The sequence below is a fragment of the Enterobacter sp. BNK-34 genome (assembly GCF_048684445.1).
Taxonomy (GTDB): Bacteria; Pseudomonadota; Gammaproteobacteria; order Enterobacterales; family Enterobacteriaceae; genus Enterobacter; species Enterobacter pseudoroggenkampii.
Genome location: NZ_JBLQUA010000001.1, coordinates 2807736 through 2829881, shown reverse-complemented (window position 1 = coordinate 2829881; position 22146 = coordinate 2807736). Strand labels below are relative to the sequence as shown.

Genomic DNA, 22146 nt, shown 5'->3' with positions numbered 1-22146 from the left:
AACATAGATATCCCCCCATAAGGGTGGACAAGTGTTTATTTTTTCCGACTATTAACAGAGAGAATATTATGAGCGTTGTGCCTGTAGCCGACGTACTCCAGGGCCGTGTCGCCGTTGACCAACAGGTCACCGTGCGCGGATGGGTGCGTACCCGCCGAGATTCTAAAGCTGGCATCTCCTTCCTTGCCGTCTATGACGGTTCCTGCTTTGATCCTGTACAGGCCGTCATTAATAATTCTCTGCCCAATTACAATGATGACGTTCTGCGCCTGACGACGGGCTGTTCCGTTATTGTCACCGGCGTGGTTGTGGCATCCCCGGGCCAGGGTCAGAGTTTCGAAATTCAGGCCTCAGCCATTGAAGTCACCGGCTGGGTTGAAGATCCGGATACCTACCCGATGGCAGCAAAACGTCACAGCATTGAATACCTGCGTGAAGTGGCGCACCTGCGTCCACGTACCAACCTGATTGGTGCGGTGGCGCGCGTGCGTCATACTCTGGCGCAGGCGCTGCATCGTTTCTTCGACGAGCAGGGTTACTTCTGGGTGTCTACCCCGCTGATCACCGCGTCCGATACAGAAGGTGCGGGTGAGATGTTCCGCGTCTCGACGCTGGACATGGAAAACCTGCCGCGCACGCCGGAAGGTAAAGTGGACTATGACAAAGACTTCTTTGGTAAAGAAGCTTTCCTGACGGTATCCGGTCAGCTCAACGGCGAAACGTACGCCTGTGCGCTGTCTAAGATCTACACCTTTGGCCCAACCTTCCGTGCCGAAAACTCCAACACCAGCCGTCACCTTGCGGAATTCTGGATGCTGGAACCGGAAGTGGCGTTCGCCGACCTGGACGATGTTGCGGGTCTGGCGGAAGCGATGCTGAAGTATGTATTCAAAGCGGTGCTGGAAGAGCGTCCTGACGACATGAAATTCTTCGCAGAACGCGTAGACAGCGATGCTGTGGCGCGTCTGGAGCGTTTTGTGTCTGCCGACTTTGCGCAGGTGGACTATACCGACGCGGTGGCGATCCTCGAGAAATGCGGTGAGACGTTCGAGAACCCGGTTTACTGGGGCGTTGACCTGGCGTCTGAGCACGAACGCTATCTGGCCGAGAAACATTTCAAAGCGCCGGTTGTCGTTAAAAACTACCCGAAAGACATTAAGGCCTTCTATATGCGCCTTAACGAAGACGGTAAAACCGTGGCAGCGATGGACGTACTGGCGCCGGGCATCGGTGAAATCATCGGTGGCTCTCAGCGTGAAGAGCGTCTTGACGTGCTGGACGCGCGTATGGAAGAGATGGGGCTCAACCCAGCTGACTACAGCTGGTACCGCGATCTGCGTCGTTACGGTACCGTACCGCACGCCGGTTTTGGTCTCGGCTTCGAGCGTCTGATCGCCTACGTTACCGGTGTTCAGAACGTTCGCGACGTGATTCCATTCCCACGTACACCACGTAACGCCAGCTTCTAATCGGTAAAAACTAAAATGGCCAGCCTGTGCTGGCCATTATTTTATTCTGCATTGTCAGTTTTCGTCAGCGCAAAGTCAGCATCTTTAAACCTTCACCCCGTCACAACCACTACCTGTTACGTTTTGTTTCCGCGAAATATCCAGCCACAAAAAATAAACCCCATTCTTATTGCGATTATTACATCCTCAAGCGATAGCACAAATTTCAACCACTTTTTCAGCCATCCAGAAGTCTTTCTGGAGTCATAAGAAAAACTGAGTCGTTTAGCCTCTGTTTATATGAATCGCCGTTATCTCAATTAATCATAAGGAATTCATATATATAGGATATGTCCTGTCGCTTAATTCGCCAGGGCACTCTGAAGTTTGAGGTGGTTCACAAAGTTCCCAAAAATAAATATTTAGTTACACATATTTTCTTTCGGTTACTTAATCTTGAGAATTGTAGCACTTTCAGGCTAGCGAAACGCTTCGCCGAATGGAAAGATGCCTGTCAGATACATAAAGACACCAAACTCTCATCAATAGTTCCGGAAATATTTATTGACAGAATTTATTGACGGCAGTGGCGAGTGTCATAAAAAAACCAATGAGGGTAATAAATAATGATGAAGCGCAATATTCTGGCAGTGGTTATCCCTGCTCTGCTGGTAGCTGGTGCAGCTAACGCTGCAGAAATCTATAACAAAAACGCTAACAAGCTGGACTTCTACGGTAAAGCTGTAGGTGAGCATCAATGGACTACTAACGGTGCATCTAATAACAACGATACCACCTATGCCCGTATCGGTTTCAAAGGTGAAACCCAGGTTAACGACCAACTGGTAGGTTACGGCCAGTGGGAATACAACATGGACGCTTCCTCTCAGGAAGGTGCTCAGGGTACCAAAACCCGTCTGGCTTTCGCGGGTCTGAAAGCGGGTGAATACGGTTCATTTGATTACGGCCGTAACTACGGTGTGTTCTATGATGCGCTGGCTTCAACCGATATGCTGGTTATCTGGGGTGGCGACTCTCTGGCCGCAACTGATAACTTCATGACCTCACGTAGCACCGGTTTAGCTACCTACCGTAACTCTAACTTCTTCGGTCTGGTTGATGGTCTGGCACTGGGCCTGCAGTACCAGGGTAAAAATGAAAACGGCCACACCACTTCTCGCCAGAACGGCGATGGCGGCAGCTACTCTCTGGGTTATGACTTCGCAGACGGCTTCAACGTAACCGCGGCATACACCAACTCTGACCGTTCCACTAAGCAGACTGCCGATGGTAAAGGTGAACGTGCTGAAGGTTGGGCAACGTCACTGAAATATGATGCGAACAGCGTATACGCATCTGTTATGTACGGCGAATCCCGTAACATGACTCGTGAAAACGATGACGAATTCGCGAACAAAACGCAGAACTTCGAAGCTGTGGTTCAATACCAGTTCGACTTTGGTCTGCGTCCATCCATTGGCTATGTGCAGTCTAAGGGTAAAGACCTGACAGGCCGTACTGCTAACGGTGCTACTTTCGCAGGTGGCGATGCTGATCTGGTTAAATACATCGAAGTGGGTACCTGGTACTACTTCAACAAGAACATGAACGTTTATGCTGCGTACAAGTTCAACTTGCTGGATGAGAATGATTACACCCGTGCAACAGCTCTGTCTACCGACGACCAGGCTGGTGTTGGTATCGTTTACCAGTTCTAATCAGAACACCACTTTGTTATATGCTTAATGAACAGGGCTTCGGCCCTGTTTTTTTATGTGTGATAGAAAATAATGGCGACTTTTGAAAAGCCGCACGCTTTTCGTCGCAAACGGTTGGCATTTTGTAAATCTACCGTTAACCTGATAGCGGATTTCACTTCTGTAATCACAATGGAACTTCGTCATGTTTGAGAACATTACCGCCGCTCCTGCCGACCCGATTCTGGGCCTGGCCGATCTGTTTCGTGCCGACGACCGCCCTGGCAAAATCAACCTGGGTATTGGTGTATATAAAGATGAAACCGGCAAAACTCCGGTACTGACCAGCGTCAAGAAAGCTGAGCAGTATCTGCTGGAAAACGAAACCACCAAAAACTACCTCGGTATTGATGGTATCCCTGAATTTGGTCGCTGTACCCAGGAGCTGCTGTTCGGTAAAGGCAGCGCAATTGTGAGTAACAAACGTGCCCGTACAGCACAGACTCCGGGCGGTACCGGTGCGCTGCGCGTGGCGGCGGATTTCCTTGCGAAAAACACCTCTGTTAAGCGCGTATGGGTAAGCAACCCAAGCTGGCCTAACCACAAGAGCGTGTTTAACTCTGCGGGTCTGGAAGTGCGTGAATACGCCTACTACGACGCGGCAAACCACTCTCTCGACTTTGACGGCCTGCTGGCGAGCCTGAGCGAAGCGCAGGCGGGTGACGTGGTGCTGTTCCACGGCTGCTGCCACAACCCAACCGGTATCGATCCGACGCTTGAGCAGTGGCAACACCTGGCGAAGCTGTCCGTAGAAAAAGGCTGGCTGCCGCTGTTTGACTTTGCCTACCAGGGCTTCGCCCGTGGTCTGGAAGAAGATGCCGAAGGCCTGCGCGCGTTCGCAGCCGTGCATCAGGAGCTGATTGTCGCTAGCTCCTATTCCAAGAACTTCGGTCTGTACAATGAGCGTGTGGGTGCCTGTACGCTGGTTGCTGCTAACGAAGAGACCGTCGATCGTGCGTTCAGCCAGATGAAATCGGTTATCCGCGCTAACTACTCTAACCCACCGGCACACGGTGCGTCTGTTGTTGCCACTATCCTGAGCAACGATGCGCTGCGCGCTATCTGGGAACAAGAGCTGAACGATATGCGTCAGCGTATTCAGCGCATGCGCCTGCTGTTTGTGAACACCCTGGCTGAGAAAGGCGCGGACCGCGACTTCAGCTTTATCATCAAACAGAACGGCATGTTCTCGTTCAGCGGCCTGACCAAAGAGCAGGTTCTGCGTCTGCGTGAAGAGTTTGGCGTGTACGCCGTGGCCTCTGGCCGCGTGAACGTTGCAGGCATGACGCCTGACAACATGTCGCCACTGTGCGAAGCGATTGTCGCCGTACTGTAATTTGCGCCCATAAAAAAGCCTGCGTTATGCAGGCTTTTTTTTATTCGGGTTACCAGACAGGCATTTCATCCTGAAGGAACGGATTATGGAGCCGTTCATAGCCTAGCGTCGACATCGGACCGTGGCCAGGGATAAACGTCACATCATCACCCAGCGGCAATAGCTTCTGTTTAATCGACTGAATCAGCTGTCCGTGATCGCCGCGCGGAAAATCGCTGCGTCCTACGCCACCTTTGAAAATCACATCGCCGGAGATCAGCAGACGGGACTGGTCATCAAAGAAGACGATATGGCCTGGCGTATGCCCAGGACAATGCAACACCTGTAAAGTCACATTCCCTATGCTAACGCGCTCTCCTTCATTCAGCCAGCGATCGGGCGTCAGGGGCTGACACTCATCAAGGCCAAACATGCGGCTTTGGGCAGGTAATCCCTGCAGCCAGAACTCATCTTCTTTTTCCGGACCGACAATCGGCACGCCGTAGTGTTCAGCCAGTTCAGCCGCTGCGCCCACATGGTCGAGGTGACCATGCGTCAGTAAAATCTGCATGAGCGTCACGCCACTGTCGGCGACTTCCTGCTTGATCTTCTCAGCGTCACCGCCGGGATCGACAAGCGCGGCCAGTTTAGTCTGTTCGCACCAGATGAGTGAACAATTCTGGGAGAACGCGGTAACCGGAATAATACGATAGTTCATACTGCTCCTGTGTTTCGTTATTACCAGTGCCGAACCGGACCGGTATCAATATGCACAAAGTTGCTGCTGGGGTAATATCCTACACCACCTGCGCGCATAGATAACGCAGCTTTGCGAATATTGGCTAACGAAACGCCCTCAATATGGAAATCCATTGCCTGGCCCTTCGTGTGATAGCTTTTTTCGCTACCCCGCGACTGTGGGCGCGCAGTTCATTGTTGGTATCAATCGAGCGATAGCCAGAAATGAGCTGCACCGGCTTGCTGGTGCCCAGCAGGCCCTGAAGGCGGAAAATCTGATCAAACAGTCCAGGATCGATGGCTTTTATTTTATTCGCGCGGAAATCACGGAAAAAATGGTTAAGTCTTGCTAATTCATCCTGAATATAGCCTCTGCCATCGAAAAACTCCGCTTTTAGCGACTCACCGGTATGAAGGTTGTTGAGCGTTAAAACTCGCGGACGAGGTGTCGAGAGGGTGGCAAATGCTGGCGTCGGCAGGATGGCCGCTGCGCCGAGCGCAACGCCACCTAACGCCAGCAGTTTGCGGCGATTAGCGTCAAATTTGTCCATGATAATCAGGTCTACAGGTAAAAGAAATCGTAATATGCTTAGCGCACGAAGGGCACCATAACTGGCAAAACCAGGTACGTCAAGGCGCCCAACCCCAGTGAATACGCGGCTTGCAGCGATATAGCCCCTTATTCACCATAACTTACGACAATCATTTTTCCCGAACTGCTTCATTTACCTGATTAATTGTTCCGCTTTTGGCAAAATTTGTGCGCCGGATCGCGCGGTGAGATCATAATTGTAAATATCTGTACGATACTGGGTACGCCCGTCCTCGCCCACAAACGCCGTCAGATAGTAAAGATTGACCGGAATATTGTGGCGAATATTAACGTAACGCGTATCCCCCTGCTTCAGGGCATCCGAAATACGCGTATCGTTCCAGCCCGCATCCTGAAGCAGCATATTGGCCAGCTCCGAGGCTTTGTTCACGCGCACGCAGCCAGAACTCAGCGCGCGGGTATCTTTCTGGAACAGGTTGTGGTTCGGCGTATCGTGCAGATAGATAGCTTCTGAACTCGGCATATTGAATTTGTAGCGCCCTAAAGAGTTATGCGCCCCGGGAGCCTGCTGGAAACGGAACGGCAGATTTGACGCTGTGATCGTCGACCAGTCGACCATATAAGGATCGATGGCCTCTTTACTGTTCCATCCACGCATCACCGTATAGCCATGACGTTCCAGATAACCCGGGTCGTTCCACACCTTCGGCAGAATGTCTTTTCGCGCCAGAGTCGGCGGTACGTTCCACGGCGGGTTTACCACCACGTTATTCAGCGCGCTGCTCATCATCGGTGTTTTGCGATCCGGACGCCCGACAATCACGCGCGACGCCAGTTTTTCGCTACCGTTCTGGTAATAGACCAGGGAATACGCCGGGATGTTAACCATAATCCCGGTAGAGAGCGTTCCCGGCAGCAGGCGCAAACGCTGGATATTGAGCGCCAGCACCCCTGCCCGCTGCGCAGGCGATACGTTCAGCCAGTCGCGCGTCGTCTGGCCAATGACGCCATCGGCCCCCAGCCCCTGAGCGGCCTGGAATTGCTTAACGGCCGCAACCAGCTCGCGATCGTAAGCCGCGGGTTTGTCGCTCAGGACAACGGCTTTCTTCTCTTTCACGGGAGCTGACGGGCTGACGGCGACGTTTTGTGGATCATCACCCGGGAGAGCAATCTTTGGCCCGCCTTCCAGAATACCGGAACGCACCAGGATCTCGCGCAGGGCGGGCACATCGCTGCTCCACTGCCCCGGACGCAGCGTCGCGGTACCGCGCATTTGCGGCCACGGACGCGTGTCCCCCACCAGCGCGAGGAGCGACTGGTGCAGAGTGGCATATTGTGGGTGCGTCGGTGCCAGGCTGGCGATAAAGCGCGGCAGTTCGCCATTATCCAGCGCTAGCTGCCATTGATTAATCACCGACAGCGCTGGCGTCGCCAGTTTGTAAGGTTTATCGCTGTACAGCCAGCGGTTGCCATTGACAGGAATACCCGCCACGAACTGCAGGTAGCCCATCATGGCATCGGAAAGCACCACGTCCCGCGCCTGCCCGGTGACAGCAGGATCGGTTAACAGCTCAACCCATTTTGTAAACTGCGGCTGAAACCCTGCAATCGCGACCTCCGCCAGCTGTTGCTGGAAGGCGCGCACGGCATCGCGGTTTTCCCACATCGGTTTCATATCGCGGGCAGCATAGAGGAGCGTGAGCTGATTGATATAGACAGGCGTGTAGCCTGACGGCAGCCCCGACTGCAGCTGCTGACTGAGCGATTCGGCGTCGATGCCTTCCGGCAGCGGTTTAATACCGGCCATGACAGCCGTCGCCGGAGACTGGTCCAGCGGCTGGGACAACGACGTTGGCTGCGCGCCTGTCGTTGCCGAGCTGTCAGTCGGCACAATTTCAGGCTCGTCGGCCTGGGCGGTTAACAGCGGAGCAAACATCACTGCCAGGCACAAACTCAGCGCAGACAGCTGACGACCACATTCTTTCTTAAGCAACATCCCTTGCCCCCTGTTTTCACGACATGCCCATCACGTTGGGGCTTTCTTTCATTATAGGTAGACGGCTAAGCTGTTGCCTTACCTTATGTAAAGAAGTTTAAAGATAACGCAGCCCTAAGCACAAGTTAAGTTTAAAAAAAAAGCGGCGCCAGGGCGCCGCTTTGGGTCAGAAGATACTTCAGGAAGCGTCGGCTGTGGTTTCCGGCAATGACTCTGGCGGCTGCGGCGCAAAGCCACGCAGCCCCACAACGTGAACGTGTTCGCTGTTCTGGAAAACTTTACGCACCAGCTTGTAGGTAGTGCCTTTCTCGGGGCTGATGTTCTCCGGCGCCGCAATAATGAGCTGCATATCGAGACGTTCGCAAAGCTCGAACAGCGTGGCAATGGAGCGGGCATCAAGACGCGCTGCCTCATCCAGGAACAGCAGTCGGCATGGCGAGATGTCTTTGCCGCGCAGACGGCGCGCTTCATCTTCCCAGCTCTGGACAACCATCACCAGAATTGACATCCCGGTACCGATCGCTTCACCGGTTGAGAGCGCCCCGGATTCCGCACGCAGCCAGCCGTCTGAGCCACGGTTTACCTCAACCTCCATTTCCAGGTAGTTACGGTAATCCAGCAGCTCTTCACCGATGGTTTGCGGCGTACGCTGGCCCATATCAATCTGCGGGTTCAGGCGCTGATACAGCTTCGCCAGCGCTTCGGAGAAGGTCAGACGGTTGCTGTTGAACAGATCCTGATGCTGCTCGTGCTGCTCAGACAGCACTTCCAGCAGCGTCGCGTGGGCTTCGCGCACGTTGACATTGAGGCGCACGCTGTTCACCTGGCCAAACGACACGCTCTGCAGACCCTGGTTCAGCTGGCGGATACGGTTCTGCTCGCGCTGAATGGTTTTACGAATGATGTTCGCCACGCTGCGGGAGCTGATAGCCAGCTTCTGCTCGCGGGAGGTCAGCTCCTCCGTCAGGCGACCCAGCTCGATTTCCATCTGTTCGATAGCCTCGACCGGATCGTCAGTACGGATGATGTCCTGACGAATACGTTCGCGCAGGTGCTGGTAAACCGCCACGAAGAACTGGATTTTACGTTCCGGACGTTTAGGATCCTCCGACATACGCAGCACGTCGCGCAGGTGTTCGTTATCCGCCACCGCCAGACGCAGCGCACCCAACGCCTTATCCGACATGGAACGCAGCTCGTCGGCTGAGAGATATGCCAGTTCACGGCGGTGCAGACGACGCTCAACGTTATTGTCTTTCACCATGCGCATCACCGCGCACCAGCCCGCCTTCGCGGTCACAACCTGCTCGCGCATCTCAAAGTAGTCGCGCTCCAGCTTGCGCAGGCGACGGGTCAGGTTATCCATTTCCGCTTCGCAGAAGGTCAGCGCTTTTTCCAGCTGATTACGACGCGCGCGGTTATTGCTGAGCTGAGAATGCAGCTCGTCACGACGAATACGCGCGCGCTCTTCTGCCCCACTGTCGGCACGAACGCCGATGTCCTGAAGCTCTTTCTGAAGATCGTTTAACAGCTCTTTCTTGGTGTCGAAGGAGCTTTTCAGCGAGGCCAGCACCTGGTTGTACTGGTTCAGTTGAGCGGAGTGGCTGCGCATTGCTTCACGGGCGCGAGTACGTTCCGCTTCCGCCTGCTCAAGGCGTTGACGCAGTTTTTCGTTCAGGTCGCTGTTACCGCTCAGCATTTCAGCCGAATCGGAGTAGCCGAAGTGGGCGCGACGCTGCACCACCTCCGTCAGGGCAAACGACTGCTGACGCGCCTCGCGCTGCACCTGCTGTGACCAGGCATAATCTTCTTTTAACTGCTCGAACTGTTCCGGGTCGCTCTGCAGTACAGACACGACGGGCTCCAGCTTCGCCAGCTGATTGCCGTGCTGCTGAACGAAACGCGCGGCTTCCTGCGCTTCATCCAGACGCTCCTGGATCTCGTCCACGCGATCGGCCAGCGAGTCATCTGCCAGCAGATTCAGGCGCGGCAGAATGCGGTTAAGGGCCGCGACGCCCTCTTTCGCCTGTTCAAACTGCACCCGACTCTGCTGGTTATCACTTTCATGACTGGCAATCGCCCGCTCCAGCTCGCCACGGCGGGTATTGAGCTTGCGAATTTCCGCTTCCGGGTCAGCTTCAAAGGCCACGGCCAGATGGCTGCCGATAAAGCGGCTAAACGCCTGATGCAGGCGCTGGGTTTTCTGCACGTCAAACGACAGGGTCGCGAAACGTTCAGACAGCGTTTCACGCTCGGCGTGCAGGCTTTCGATGCGGCTTTCGCGCGCGGCGCGGCCAAACAGCGGCAGCTCAGGGAAGCGGGAATAACGCCATTGACGGTCGGCGATTTTCACCACGACCGCTTTTTCCAGCTCGTCGACGCTGAAGACGCTGTCATCGAACGACTGCGGATCCCCTTCGATCAGGTAGAGATCTTCCGGGCAATCTTCCAGGCCGGCAAGCTGCTCAGAAATCAGTGACAGATCCGGGACCACAATCGCGTTACGGGATGGACCGTACAGCGCGGAGAAGTACGGGGCATCGTCAAGGCCAACGTCGTCATAAATCTCGGACAGCAGCACGCCGCCAAAACGCTCCGCCAGGGCATTCAGGCGCGGATCTTCTGAACCGCCCGGCTGGCTTAGGCGTTCAATTTCTTCGTCGACTTCACGCTTGCGCGTACCGACTTCGTCACGCTCAACAATGGCTTCGCGCTCGCGCTCCAGCAGCTGCTGCAGGTATTCGGTCACTTCCTGGCTGGATTCGAACTGCTCGCCGCACTGTTCGCTGAGCTGATTCAGGCTGCTTTGAGCCGCCAGCCAGACCGGCGCTCGTTGCAAGAGCGTCTTCGAACGGGACTGAATCTGCTCCAGCTCCTGACGCAGCGTCATACGCTGTTCGCTGGCGTTTGATACGGTATCGGACAGGGCCGCAATACGCGCTTCCAGTTCCTGATGCAGGGCCTCAAGCTCGTCGAAATCGTAATTTTTTCCCTGACGCTTGCAGAATTCCGCCAGAAGACGCTCGGCCTCCTGCTGCTCTCGCAGGCGCTGTTCCAGCTCGTTCAGACGCATCCGCAGCGGCTGAACCTGTTCGGCCAGATGGCGCTGGTTCACTCCGTCGCGCAGCAGTTCACGGGCAACGTCCCAGGCTTCGTTACGCGCCAGCGGACCGTTAATCGCGACGACCAGCTGATAAGCCTGCTCAAACTGGCTGTGCGCCGTTTGCGCGACGCTCATTTTCTGTTCGAGGGACAGCAGCTTCTCGGTGGCTTCCTGTTCTTTGGCCTGGAAGGTATCCAGCCACTCGTCGGCGCTATCCGGCGTCAGGTCAGGCAGATGACACAGTTCTTTCGCGCGCTGTAATGCCTGCAATGCCTGGGTGTACTGAATTGCACGCGTCTGCTGCACGTCGAGTGCCTGCTGGTAATCGGCAAGCTGACTTTTCAGCTCATCCACTTCCAGCTCGGCCGCTTCGGCGCGGGCTTCGTTCTCTTCCTGCATGTCGGCGGCTTCGGCCACCACTTCATTTTGCTCTTCGAGACGAATTTGCAGCTCGTCGAGATCCGCTTCATAGCGCTCGATTTTTTCCTGCTGACGCAGCGCGGTCTGCACCAGGTTCAGGTGATCGCTGGCGGCCTGGTAATCGGCTTCCAGGTCGCCTTCGGCACCGTTGTGCTCGCCCAGCTCGCGCGCCATTTCGACGTGCTTGTACTGCTCGGCCACCAGCTGTTTACGGGAGGTAAACAGCTCGCGGCGATATTCTAATGCCTGATCGAGATGCACGCGTCGCTCGTTGGCGTGGCGCATGTAGTCCGCCGCCACGTAGTTGGTGGCTTCGCTGATCAGGTGTTTAAACAGGTCGCGGTCGGACTGGGTAACGCGAATCGCTTCCAGCGTCATGCGGTTTTCACGCAGCGCCGCTTCCATATCCTGGAAGGCCTTACGCACGCCGCTGTTTTCCGGCAGCAGGTAGTCGCGCAGGGAGCGGGTGATGGCGCTGGAGATACCGCCATACAGAGACGCTTCGATCAGGCGATAGTATTTGCTACGGTCTGATGCCGAGCGCAGACGACGCGCCACCACGCCCAGATCGAACATCAGCGCGTGGTAGTCGGTAATCGAGTTGAACTGTTTGAACTGTACGCCTTCGATAGCTTCGAGCTTATCTTTCAGCTCCTGCAGCGTCAGCACACGCGCCTGACGTTCGTTCAGGGTTTCCGTCAGCAGCGCCGTTGGCTGCACGGACGTTGGAAGCCCCTGGATCGCAAACGGTTTGATATCCACTTTACGGTCGCGGCCAGCAACCTGCTGCAGGCGTACGCCCACCACCACACGCTGATGACGGGAGTTAATGACGTCCAGAACCGAATAACAGACGCCGGCCTTCAGCTTCCCGTGCAGGCCTTTATCACGGGAACCGCTTGTGGCCCCCGCTTCGGTGGTGTTACGGAAGTGAAGCAGCGTCAGGTCAGGGATCAGCGCCGTGACAAAGGCTGCCATGGTGGTGGATTTACCCGCTCCGTTACCGCCGGAGAGCGTCGTGACCAGCTCATCCAGATCGAACGTTCGGGCAAAGAAGCCGTTCCAGTTAATCAGCGTCAGTGAGCGAAATTTACCGCGTTCAATCATTACTCTTCCTCCCCGCTATCCGGCAGATTCTCTTCATGCTCATCATTGAGCTGCAAATGGTTTTCCACCGGCATCGCTTCACCGTCGCGGATCATGCGAAGCTGCGCTTCACGCGCGTCATCGCCCGCACGCACGTCGGCGCCAAAGCGGAAGACAGATTCCGTGATGCGGAATTTGCTGCTGTCGTGGCCCATAAACCAGACCATCCCCAGGCGACGCAGACGGTTCAGGGAAGAGCGAACCTTTTCCTGTAATTTCTGACGGTCAAGATCCGACCCCGTGGAGCGGTTGTTCACCAGCTTGAGCAGTTTGCTCTCATCTGCCAGCGTCAACAGCTCGTCGTAAAGTTCCTGCTGGGTGAAGATCCCTTCATTCGCCAGACGTTCCGGGCTGAGATAGAGGTAGCAAAGAATTTTGCCGACCATCATATCCAGCTCCGAGAGCACGGAACGCGGAATCAGCGTCGTGGAGCGTGGACGCAGGTAGAAAAACCCTTCCGGCGCGCGAATAAGCTCCACGTTGTAGCGTGCGTAAAACTCTTCCAGGTACTCCTGGAAGTCCATCAAAAAGGCGTGATTATCCAGCTCGTCTAAGCCAATGTGACGACCGGCACGCAGCTGGCTGTCCAGCGCCGGAAATAACGGATTCGCCAGCGCCTGTGCCAGCTTAACTGGCATCACTTGTTCAATATTTGTCAATGACATGCGCCTGTACCTTGGCTCCGTAATCGTTAATTGGCTGCCACTTCGGCGGCAGTCCGGTGAAATCTGCTTGCGCGACGCCCAGGCGCACCGCCTGGTCTACCACAATGCGGGCAACGTCGAAGTGGCGCGCGCGCGGATATTGCGCCAGATAGTCGCGCACCACGAGCCCAAGATCCAGCGGCACTTGTCTGGTTTTGTAGACAGCGAGCTGTTCTTCGATCATCGCCGCAAGCTGCTCGCGAATTTCGTTAAATTCTTCGTATTCCAGATCCGGTGGCAGTTCACCGGTCACCTCTTCATCGCGCAGCGCCATCTCTTCGTCGCGCATATCCAGCAGACGATCGGCATTGGCGTAGGTCAGCGCCCACGGCGCATCGAAATAGGTCTGCACCGACTGACGCAGACGCTGGGCAAAGACGCGGTTTTTATCCATATCAATCGCGGTACGGATAAATTTATGCACGTGTCGATCGTAGCCGATCCACAGGTCGATCGACTGCTGGCCCCAGCTGATAATGCGGTCGAGTTTGCTCTGCAGATCGAATACCAGACGGTCGATAAAATGCAGATCGTCATGCGCCAGCGTTGCGTCCTGGATGCGCAGCAGGTTAGCCTGCAGCTTGTCCCCTGCGGCTTCCAGCGTATCCTGGAGTTCGCGCAGCGTGCCGGAGGTTTCTGACAGCAGAAGTTCACAGCTGGAGATAGCCGCTCGCCAGTCTTTATTCAGCAACTGCGCGATATCGTCTTTCACCTGCTGCTGCTGTTCGTCCATAAGGCGCTGGGTGAGATCGATACTGTCGAAGATTTCCGCCACCGAATATTTCAGCGGCGCGTAGACGTTACGGTGCCAGTGGAATTCGTCACCGTTTTCATCCGCCGCGTCGGCGGCGCGCTTAAGCTCACCCGCCACGATCGACAGCTGCATGGAAAGACGCAGCGTGGAAAATTCACGCTGGCGAATATAGTAATCGGTGATGCCGATGCCCAGCGGCGTCAGGCGATAGATGGCGTTTCCTTCCGCCTGCTCGCTGGTAAAGCGGTTCAGCAGACGTTGACGCACCATATCGTTGATCGCGTTGTTGGCACGCACGCTAATGGTTTCGCTGGTTTGCTCAAACGCATCACTGACGTGGCGGAACGCATCCACCAGTTCACCCTCGCTCATTTCACCATCCAGCCGCTCGCCGTTCAGCGTGGCGACCGCCAGCAGGAAAGAGAGTCTGTCTACCGGCAGCGAGATGGAGAAATCGTTTTTCCTGGCCCAGGCAACCAGTTCGGGGACTGTCTGGGAAAATTCACTCATAGGTTATCCTTGCATCTGCGGCTTGTGCGCGGTGACGTGAATATAGCGGCCAAGGCTGACAAAAGGCTCCTGACGGCAATACCGCGTTTCCAATTCTGTTAAGGTGTCAAAACAGTCACGCTGTTTGTGTTTTTCACGCAGATAATCATGAAACACCCTGACGCCCGTCTTCCCGACAATCTGCCAGCCAATCGCTTCCAGCCAGCCATAAACCTGCTGTGGATCGCGCGGATAGTCCGGGGAAAGCGTGCGCTTTTTCTTTTTGGGCATCCCGACCTGAACATAGTCGAAGTTTCCCGCAACCATGTTGTGCATCAGGAAGCCGTTAGCATTGTAGAACATCAGCGACAGCGTGCCGCCCGGGCGCAACATCGACCACAGGGTTTGTAACACGCTTTGCGGATCGGCAACCCACTCCAGCACCGCATGAAACAATATCAGATCAACCTGGGTTTCCAAATGCTGCGCGATGTCCTGAGCGGCGCATTGTATAAAATGCATGTTGTCGCTCACACCTTTCTCTTCTGCCGCACGCGTCGCGCGGGCGACCATTTCCGCAGAAAGATCGCAAAGCGTGACGTGATGGCCGCGCTCGGCCATTTTTATCGCCGTCTGCCCTTCACCGCCACCAGCGTCCAGCACGCGCAACGTTTGACCGCCAAAGGTAGCCAGAATGGTGTCCAGATCCTGCCAGAGGATCGTCTGACGGAGCTGCCCTTTCGTGGTGCCATAAATGTTGCGCGAAAACTTTTCCGCGATGTCATCAAAATTGCGATCCCGCATTGGGAGAGTTCCACTCGCTAACTGCAAAACCGCTATTTTGTCACACCCGCGCGGAGAATGAACCTCTCTGGTGTAATATCACCGGTAATCACCTGCTATATGGTCAAAAAAGGAACCAAAAAGGATGCTTTTTACCCTTAAGAAATACATTGGAGGGATGATGCTTCCCCTTCCGCTGCTGCTCATCATCATCGCGCTGGGGCTGGCGCTGGTGTGGTTCAGTCGCTTTCAGAAGAGTGGCAAAACGCTTATCACGCTCGGCTGGTTTATCCTGCTGCTGTTGAGCCTGCAACCGGTCGCGGATGGTTTGTTACGCCCCATCGAAAACAAGTACCCGACATGGCAGGGAAATCAGAAAGTGGCGTACATCGTGGTACTGGGAGGCGGATATACCTGGGATCCTGACTGGGCCCCCAGTTCAAACCTGATCAACAACAGCCTGCCACGGCTAAACGAAGGCATTCGCCTGTGGCTCGCGAATCCGGGATCAAAAATGATCTTCACCGGCGCGGCGGCCAAAACGAACCCGGTGAGTACAGCTGAAGCGGGCGCCAGAGTCGCGGAATCGCTCGGCGTACCGCGTTCCTCCATCATCACCCTGGACAGCCCAAAAGATACCGAAGAAGAGGCTGCCGCAGTGAAGCAGGCGATTGGCGATGTCCCGTTCTTGCTGGTGACCTCCGCCTCGCACCTGCCACGCGCGATGATTTTCTTTGAGAAGCAAGGCCTGCACCCGCTTCCCGCACCGGCAAACCAGATGGCTATCGACGCGCCGCTCAACCCGTGGGAACGGGCGATACCGTCCCCGGCGTGGCTAATGCATAGCGATCGCGTCGGTTATGAAACGCTCGGACGCCTCTGGCAGTGGCTGAAAGGATCGTCAGGCGAGCCAGGGCAGGAGTGATTTTGTTGCCAGATCGAAGTTTGCGCGATTAAAACGTCCGGTATTGACCAGCTGCGCAACTTCGTCCCAGAGCAGATAAAGCCAGCGCCGCCAGAGAAACGCTTCTGCAACGGGCGCGCGTTGAAGGTAATGCCACAGTAAACCTTCCGCCGCCCCGCTGTCGCTGAGCCTGAACAGCTCGTATTCGCGCGGAGCCCAGAGCATGATCCCCGGCCCCAGCATCGCCAGAAGCTGATCGCTGCGGGAGTCTTTGAGCATGCTGCGCAGGGTGAAATTACCGTGGATCAGCACGCAGTTGTCATTAAAACCGTCGAACAGCGCCGGTAAGCACTCGCGGGTACGAAACAGAATTCGCTTATCCTGCATGGTCAAACCGGTATTGTTGAACTGGTTAAGCGTCCCCCACAGAACCTCAACCCGCTGGCGATACCACAGCGGCCACAGGTTTTCCTGAGTGCTGTCGACCGGACCGACAAGTCCGCGGCTATCCTGACGGTGCCAGGCCAGCAGCGCCTCGACAATCTGGTCTTTTAACTGCTCCCAGCGCTCCGGCGTGCGCGCGGGCGCTTCAACGGGCACGCCGCGCAAGCGCTCAATCAGCAGTACATCCGGGCCGGGATGTTCCTCATGGGTCATCACGCCGTACACCGTCGGCATACGGACGGTTCCCTCCCGCGCCAGCATCGACATTTTCCAGGCAAGCTGCCTGGCCACACCCGGTGAGGTGAAACTTCTGGCCATCAGCGGCATTGGGTTGCCCTGACTGTCATACAACGACCAAAGCGCGGTATCGGCCTTTTCACTCACGCATTCGACACGGCTTAATTTCTCACCCAGCAGATGGCTAAGTTCGGCACGCAGCTGTTCCATATGAGATTACCCCCATTAAGACTACTGCTTTTATAATGAGCGTCCTGAAGGAAGATGTCACCCGGAAGAGATCAATTAGGGAAAAGAAAGGGAAATTAACGAGGAGAGGAACATCCCCCCGTCAGGAGGGATGCAGGCGGTATTAGCGCAGCTCGGCGCGAACGCGCTCAAGATCTTCCGGCGTGTCAACGCCCGTACCAGGCACTTCGCTGGCAACGGCAACGTGAATTTTTTCGCCATACCAGAGCACGCGAAGCTGCTCCAGCATTTCGATATGCTCCAGCGGACTCGGCGCCCAGGCCACATATCGACGAATAAAACCGGCCCGATAGCCGTAGATCCCAATATGACGCAGGAAGGTATCACCGATGGTCTCTTTAGAGAGCGCAAAGCGATCGCGATCCCACGGGATCGTGGCGCGGGAGAAATAGAGCGCATAGCCTTCGGCATCCATGACCACCTTCACCGCATTCGGGTTGAAAGCCTCTTCTGCATGGTGAACAGGCACCGCGAGCGTCGCCATACCGACCTGACGCTGCGCCAGGTTTTCTGCCACCTGACGGATAATCACCGCCGGGATCATCGGCTCGTCACCCTGCACGTTAACGATGACCGTATCATCACTAAAACCACATTTCTCAACCACTTCCGCCAGACGCTCGGTGCCGGACTGGTGATCGGCGCGGGTCATGCATACCTCACCGCCTGCCGCCTCAACCGCACGGGCGACGTCGGGATGATCGGTAGCAACAATCACACGGTCGGCACCGGATTCCCTTGCACGCTCAAGGACATGCACAATCATTGGCTTGCCGTTGATATCCACCAGCGGTTTACCCGGCAGACGCGTAGACGCGTAGCGCGCAGGAATAATGACAACAAAACTCATGGTTTGCTCTCTTCTGCCACCAGGGAACGCGCTTCATTTTCCAGCAGTACCGGAATGCCGTCACGCAGCGGGAAAGCCAAGCTGTCCAGCTTGCAAATCAGCTCCTGTTTGTCCTGGCTGTAGTAGAGTTTGCCGTTGCATACCGGGCAGGCAATAATTTCAAGTAAACGGTGATCCATAGTTCCTCCGTATGGGTAATCGCTAAAGCTTAACACATTCCCTTTTCAGGGCGTGCCTGTTTCCCAGCCACTTCGACAGGATGTAAACAGTCCGTCGGGTACCCGGCCCAGCGTCACGTCGTCGGCACCCTGCCAGCGCGCGAATTCGCTAATGGCGGACGTTAATCCTTTTTCCAGGCTCGCCGTCACCCTGACGCCCTCTTGCAGATAAAGCACAATGATTTCAAGCGTGCCGGTCTTGCGGTGCATTTTGGTGTCCATGCGCCCGACCAGCTGTCCCTTATGCAGCAGCGGTAAAACAAAGTAACCATACTGGCGCTTTGGGGCCGGGGTATAACATTCCAGCCGGTAGCTGAAATCAAAGAGCTGCTCGGCGCGTTTTCTGTCCCAGACAACCGGGTCGAAAGGCGACAATACCGCGCTGTGGGTTGCCTGAAGTTTCCCCTCCAGAGCCTGAGGCAATAACGGGAGGAGATCCGCATGCAGCCACATTTCGCCCAGCGTTTCCACGGTAACGGGAATGACGCGCTGTTCGCGTTGCCACATGTCCAGCAGCGGTTTTAGCGCGGGCTGACGCAGGCGATAATAATCTGCCAGCCACTGCGCGCGAAAAATCCCCAGGCTACGGGCGCTGTTCTCCAGCATAACGGCCTCGGCCGCCTCCTGGGTAAGCTGGTCGCGCTCGTCGTCCCAGTGCGGCATCACGCGATGCGTCAGGTCGTATACGCGCTGAAAATTACGCCGTTCAATCACCATGACTTTGCCAGAGGTAAACAGCCCTTCGAGATGACGTTTGTGCGGCTTCCACTCCCACCAGCCGCTGGTGCCCTTGCGCGGGTGTTCAAAATCGGCGGAGCGTACGGGACCGTTTTCCTGAATATGCGCGATAAGCTGCTCAATTTCGGCCGCATGTTCCTGCATCCACGCCTGTCGGTATTTCCAGCCCATCTTTTCCGGGGCAAGCATACGGTGGCGAACCAGGGCAAAATCGCTGCGGGGCAGGAAGCAGGCTTCGTGCGCCCAGTACTCCATTAACTCCCCCTTGCTGAGCGCCTCATCCAGCCACTGAGAAGGATAACTCCCCAGGCGGCTAAACAGGACCAGGTAAGGGCTGCGGGCCACAATGTTAATGGTGTCGATTTGCAGTAGCGACATGCGCTGAACGGTCGAGAGAATATCGGCAGGCTGCGCGCGGCGGCGGGGCTTTTTGAGCAGCCCCTGCGCGGCAAGGTGTAAATGACGTGCGGCTGAAAGCGAGAGTTGCGGTAAAGACATGCGTTTTCCTGTCAGTCAAAGCGCCACCAGAACCGCGTAAGCCTTTACTGCACCAACGCAATCAGTTCCTTGAGCAATTGTTCCGGCTGCTCGCCGCTGAGTTCAGCGTCAACCGGCAGATACCACCAGTTATCTTTCGCAAAGGCACGGCATTTCACCGCATCTTTTTCGGTCATGATCAGCGCCTGTCCGGGTACGGTCAGGGCGTCTACCTGCCCTTCCACCAGCGCCTGATGGTCGGCCAGCGGAACGCGTTTTTCCAGCCGGGCACCACACTGTTCCAGCGTCGTAAAGAAGCGTGGCGGATGGCCAATCCCCGCCATCGCCACCAGTGAAGGCAGCTCCGCAACCGACCGGCGTTCCCCCGTCACCAGGTTAATCGCCAGACCCGGCTGAAGATGCATCGGGATTTCACCCGCATTTGCCTCACCACCGTTCACAATCACCGCATCGACGGACTTAAGACGCGAAGCGCGTTCGCGCATGGGCCCTGCAGGTAACCACCAGCCGTTACCAAAACGGCGAACGCCGTCGATAACCACAATCTCTTTATCACGCGCCAGGGCGTAATGCTGCAGGCCATCGTCAGTGATAATGATTTGCACCGCGTGTTCGGCAAGCAGTGCCTGAACGGCGTCGCTGCGCACCGGGGAGACCGCAACCGGTGCGCCGGTACGCTGGAAAATCAATACCGGTTCATCACCCGCTTCGGCGGTCGTGGTTTCCGCCATCAGCAGCAGCGGATAACGCGCCGCTTTGCCACCATATCCGCGCGATACCACCCCCGGGCGGATGCCGCGTTTTTGCAATTGCTCCACCAGCCAGATCACCACCGGCGTTTTACCGTTGCCACCCGCCGTAAGATTACCGACAACCACAACCGGAACCGGCGCGCGCCAGGCACGCTTCAGCCCCAGACGGTAAAGCAGACGGATTGTTCCGCTCACCAGGCCGTATAGCCAGGAGAGCGGCAAAAGCAGCAGCCACAGCGGGGATTCACCGGACCAGATGCGTGCAATCATTCGCCAAACTGCATCTTATGAAGCTGGGCGTAAACGCCGCGGTGTTCCAGCAGGTCAGCATGGCTTCCGCGTTCAACAATGATGCCGTCCTCAACCACGACGATTTCGTCAGCCTGCTCGATAGTCGACAGGCGGTGCGCAATCACCAGCGAGGTACGGTTCTTTTGCAGTTCATCCAGTGCCGACTGAATAGCGCGTTCAGATTCCGTATCCAGCGCAGAGGTCGCTTCGTCCAGGATCAGGATCGGGCTGTCACGCAGCAGCGCACGCGCAATGGCGATACGCTGACGCTGACCACCGGAGAGCAGTACCCCATTCTCACCGATTATCGTATCCAGACCGTTATCCATCTTGTTGATAAAGTCCATTGCGTAGGCCATCCGCGCAGCGTTCTCAATCTGCTCGCGGCTGTACTCATCCGTGCGCGCATAGGCAATGTTGTTAGCCACGGTATCGTTGAACAGGTGCACGTTCTGGGAAACCAGCGCCACCTGATTACGCAGCGACTGCAGGGTATATTCCCGCAGGTCATGACCGTCTAACAGGATCTCACCTTCGTTAATATCGTAGAAACGGGTGATCAGGCTGGCAATGGTCGATTTACCCGAGCCGGAACGCCCCACCAGCGCCACAGTTTTACCCGCCGGAATGGACAGATTGATATTACGCAGCGCCGGCGTTTCACGACCAGGGTAGGCGAAGGTAACGTTGCGGAATTCGACATCGCCACGGGCGCGCTCAATTTCGCGTGTACCTTCGTCTTTTTCCTGCTCGGAATCCAGAATGCTGAACAACGTCTGGCAGGCGGCCATCCCGCGCTGGAACTGGGCGTTGACGTTCGTCAGTGATTTCAGCGGACGCATCAGGGCAATCATAGAGGAGAAGACCACTGTGATGGTACCCGCCGTCAGCGTCTCCATGACGCTCGGGAAGCTTGCTGCATACAGGACGAATGCCAGTGCCAGGGAGGCAATCAGCTGAATAATCGGATCTGAGATGGAAGAGGCCGAGACCATTTTCATCCCCTGCAGACGCATTTTGTTGCTGACTTTGTCAAAGCGGTGGGTTTCGACTTCCTGACCGCCAAAAATCAGGACTTCTTTGTGTCCTTTCAGCATCTGTTCCGCGCTGGTCGTTACCTGTCCCATCGTGTTCTGCATATTCTTACTGATATTGCGGAAGCGCTTTGAAACGACACGGATGGCAATAGAAACCACCGGCGCCAGCACGATAAGGATGATTGACAGCTGCCAGCTGTAATAGAACATCATTGCGAACAGGCCAATGATCGACGCGCCCTCACGCACGACGGTGATCAGTGCGCTTGATGACGAGGAGGCAACCTGCTCTGAGTCGTAGGTAATACGGGACAGCAGCGTCCCGGTAGACTGCTTATCAAAGAATGAGACCGGCATCCCCATCATGTGACTGAACAGGCGACGGCGCATGGTCATCACCACTTTCCCGGATACCCAGGAAATACAGTAGCTGGAGATATAGCTGGTGATGCCGCGCAAGATCATCAGTCCGATAACCACCAGAGGCATCCATAGCAACACTGAGCGATCCGTTTTACCAAAACCGTCGTCCAGTAACGGTTTGAGAAGCGATAGCATAAAAGTATCGCTGGCTGCGTTGAGGATTAACGCTACTCCCGCCACGATCAGGCCTGTTTTAAAGGGCGCAATCATCGGCCAGAGTCGGCGGAAGGTTTGCCACGTGGAGAGATCTTTGTCGTTATGCATTCAAAAAACCAGCATTCGTTGAAATAGCCGCATAT

16 protein-coding genes and 1 pseudogene are annotated in these 22146 nt (G+C 55.8%); 4 read left to right on the top strand and 13 right to left on the bottom strand.

The window, feature by feature from the left end; translation table 11 throughout:
* The first annotated feature begins 68 nt into the window (after positions 1–68).
* From asnS to ACMGG5_RS13710, 3 genes are all read left to right on the top strand, one after another.
* Complete coding sequence (gene asnS, locus ACMGG5_RS13720; RefSeq protein ID WP_024907781.1) at positions 69–1469, top strand: asparagine--tRNA ligase; 1401 nt, start codon at positions 69–71, stop codon at positions 1467–1469.
* Between the two features lie 605 nt (positions 1470–2074).
* Entirely contained in the window at positions 2075–3166 is a 1092-nt protein-coding gene (locus tag ACMGG5_RS13715) for a porin (RefSeq protein WP_023615888.1), read from the top strand.
* Between the two features lie 184 nt (positions 3167–3350).
* Positions 3351–4541: an amino acid aminotransferase gene (locus ACMGG5_RS13710; RefSeq protein WP_420277998.1), complete on the top strand. Its 1191-nt coding sequence runs from the start codon at positions 3351–3353 to the stop codon at positions 4539–4541.
* Positions 4542–4590: 49 nt separating this feature from the next.
* On the opposite strand, the gene ACMGG5_RS13705 is transcribed toward ACMGG5_RS13710, so the two are convergent.
* The 7 genes and pseudogenes from ACMGG5_RS13705 to cmoM form a co-directional block, all read right to left on the bottom strand.
* Entirely contained in the window at positions 4591–5238 is a 648-nt protein-coding gene (locus ACMGG5_RS13705; protein ID WP_008499950.1) for an MBL fold metallo-hydrolase, read from the bottom strand.
* A gap of 20 nt (positions 5239–5258) precedes the next feature.
* Positions 5259–5809, bottom strand: a pseudogene (locus ACMGG5_RS13700) (DUF882 domain-containing protein).
* A 174-nt stretch (positions 5810–5983) separates the two neighbouring features.
* Positions 5984–7807 (bottom strand): L,D-transpeptidase, encoded by a 1824-nt coding sequence (gene ldtD / locus ACMGG5_RS13695; protein WP_420277997.1) that lies wholly within the window; start codon positions 7805–7807, stop codon positions 5984–5986.
* Between the two features lie 178 nt (positions 7808–7985).
* A complete protein-coding gene (gene mukB, locus ACMGG5_RS13690) occupies positions 7986–12437 on the bottom strand; it encodes a chromosome partition protein MukB (RefSeq protein WP_420277996.1) in 4452 nt (1483 codons plus the stop codon).
* Complete coding sequence (mukE, locus tag ACMGG5_RS13685; protein WP_008499954.1) at positions 12437–13141, bottom strand: chromosome partition protein MukE; 705 nt, start codon at positions 13139–13141, stop codon at positions 12437–12439. Before mukE ends, mukB begins: the two co-directional genes overlap by 1 nt.
* Positions 13122–14444 (bottom strand): chromosome partition protein MukF, encoded by a 1323-nt coding sequence (gene mukF / locus ACMGG5_RS13680; RefSeq protein WP_024907787.1) that lies wholly within the window; start codon positions 14442–14444, stop codon positions 13122–13124. The genes mukE and mukF overlap by 20 nt, the downstream gene beginning before the upstream one ends.
* A 3-nt stretch (positions 14445–14447) precedes the next feature.
* Positions 14448–15227, bottom strand: a complete 780-nt coding sequence (cmoM, locus tag ACMGG5_RS13675; RefSeq protein ID WP_032649174.1) for a tRNA uridine 5-oxyacetic acid(34) methyltransferase CmoM — start codon at positions 15225–15227, stop codon at positions 14448–14450.
* 124 nt (positions 15228–15351) lie between these two features.
* Here cmoM and elyC point away from each other — a divergent pair, with 124 nt between their 5' ends.
* Positions 15352–16131, top strand: coding sequence for an envelope biogenesis factor ElyC (elyC, locus tag ACMGG5_RS13670; RefSeq protein WP_024907789.1), 780 nt, complete (start codon positions 15352–15354; stop codon positions 16129–16131).
* Here elyC and ACMGG5_RS13665 read toward each other — a convergent pair.
* From ACMGG5_RS13665 to msbA, 6 genes are all read right to left on the bottom strand, one after another.
* The gene (locus ACMGG5_RS13665; protein ID WP_023311002.1) at positions 16108–17001 is read right to left on the bottom strand and encodes a YcbJ family phosphotransferase; all 894 of its coding nucleotides are present in this window, start codon (positions 16999–17001) and stop codon (positions 16108–16110) included. The two genes, elyC and ACMGG5_RS13665, sit on opposite strands and share 24 nt — an antisense overlap.
* Before the next feature lie 142 nt (positions 17002–17143).
* Positions 17144–17890 (bottom strand): 3-deoxy-manno-octulosonate cytidylyltransferase, encoded by a 747-nt coding sequence (gene kdsB / locus ACMGG5_RS13660; RefSeq protein ID WP_370883931.1) that lies wholly within the window; start codon positions 17888–17890, stop codon positions 17144–17146.
* Entirely contained in the window at positions 17887–18069 is a 183-nt protein-coding gene (gene ycaR / locus ACMGG5_RS13655) for a protein YcaR (protein WP_006174474.1), read from the bottom strand. Before ycaR ends, kdsB begins: the two co-directional genes overlap by 4 nt.
* Before the next feature lie 45 nt (positions 18070–18114).
* Positions 18115–19344, bottom strand: coding sequence for a winged helix-turn-helix domain-containing protein (locus tag ACMGG5_RS13650; RefSeq protein ID WP_420277995.1), 1230 nt, complete (start codon positions 19342–19344; stop codon positions 18115–18117).
* Between the two features lie 44 nt (positions 19345–19388).
* Positions 19389–20366, bottom strand: coding sequence for a tetraacyldisaccharide 4'-kinase (gene lpxK / locus ACMGG5_RS13645; RefSeq protein ID WP_420277994.1), 978 nt, complete (start codon positions 20364–20366; stop codon positions 19389–19391).
* Positions 20363–22111 carry a lipid A ABC transporter ATP-binding protein/permease MsbA gene (gene msbA / locus ACMGG5_RS13640; RefSeq protein WP_024907792.1) on the bottom strand — a complete coding sequence of 583 codons (1749 nt, stop codon included), beginning with the start codon at positions 22109–22111 and terminating at the stop codon, positions 20363–20365. Before msbA ends, lpxK begins: the two co-directional genes overlap by 4 nt.
* Positions 22112–22146 lie beyond the last annotated feature (35 nt).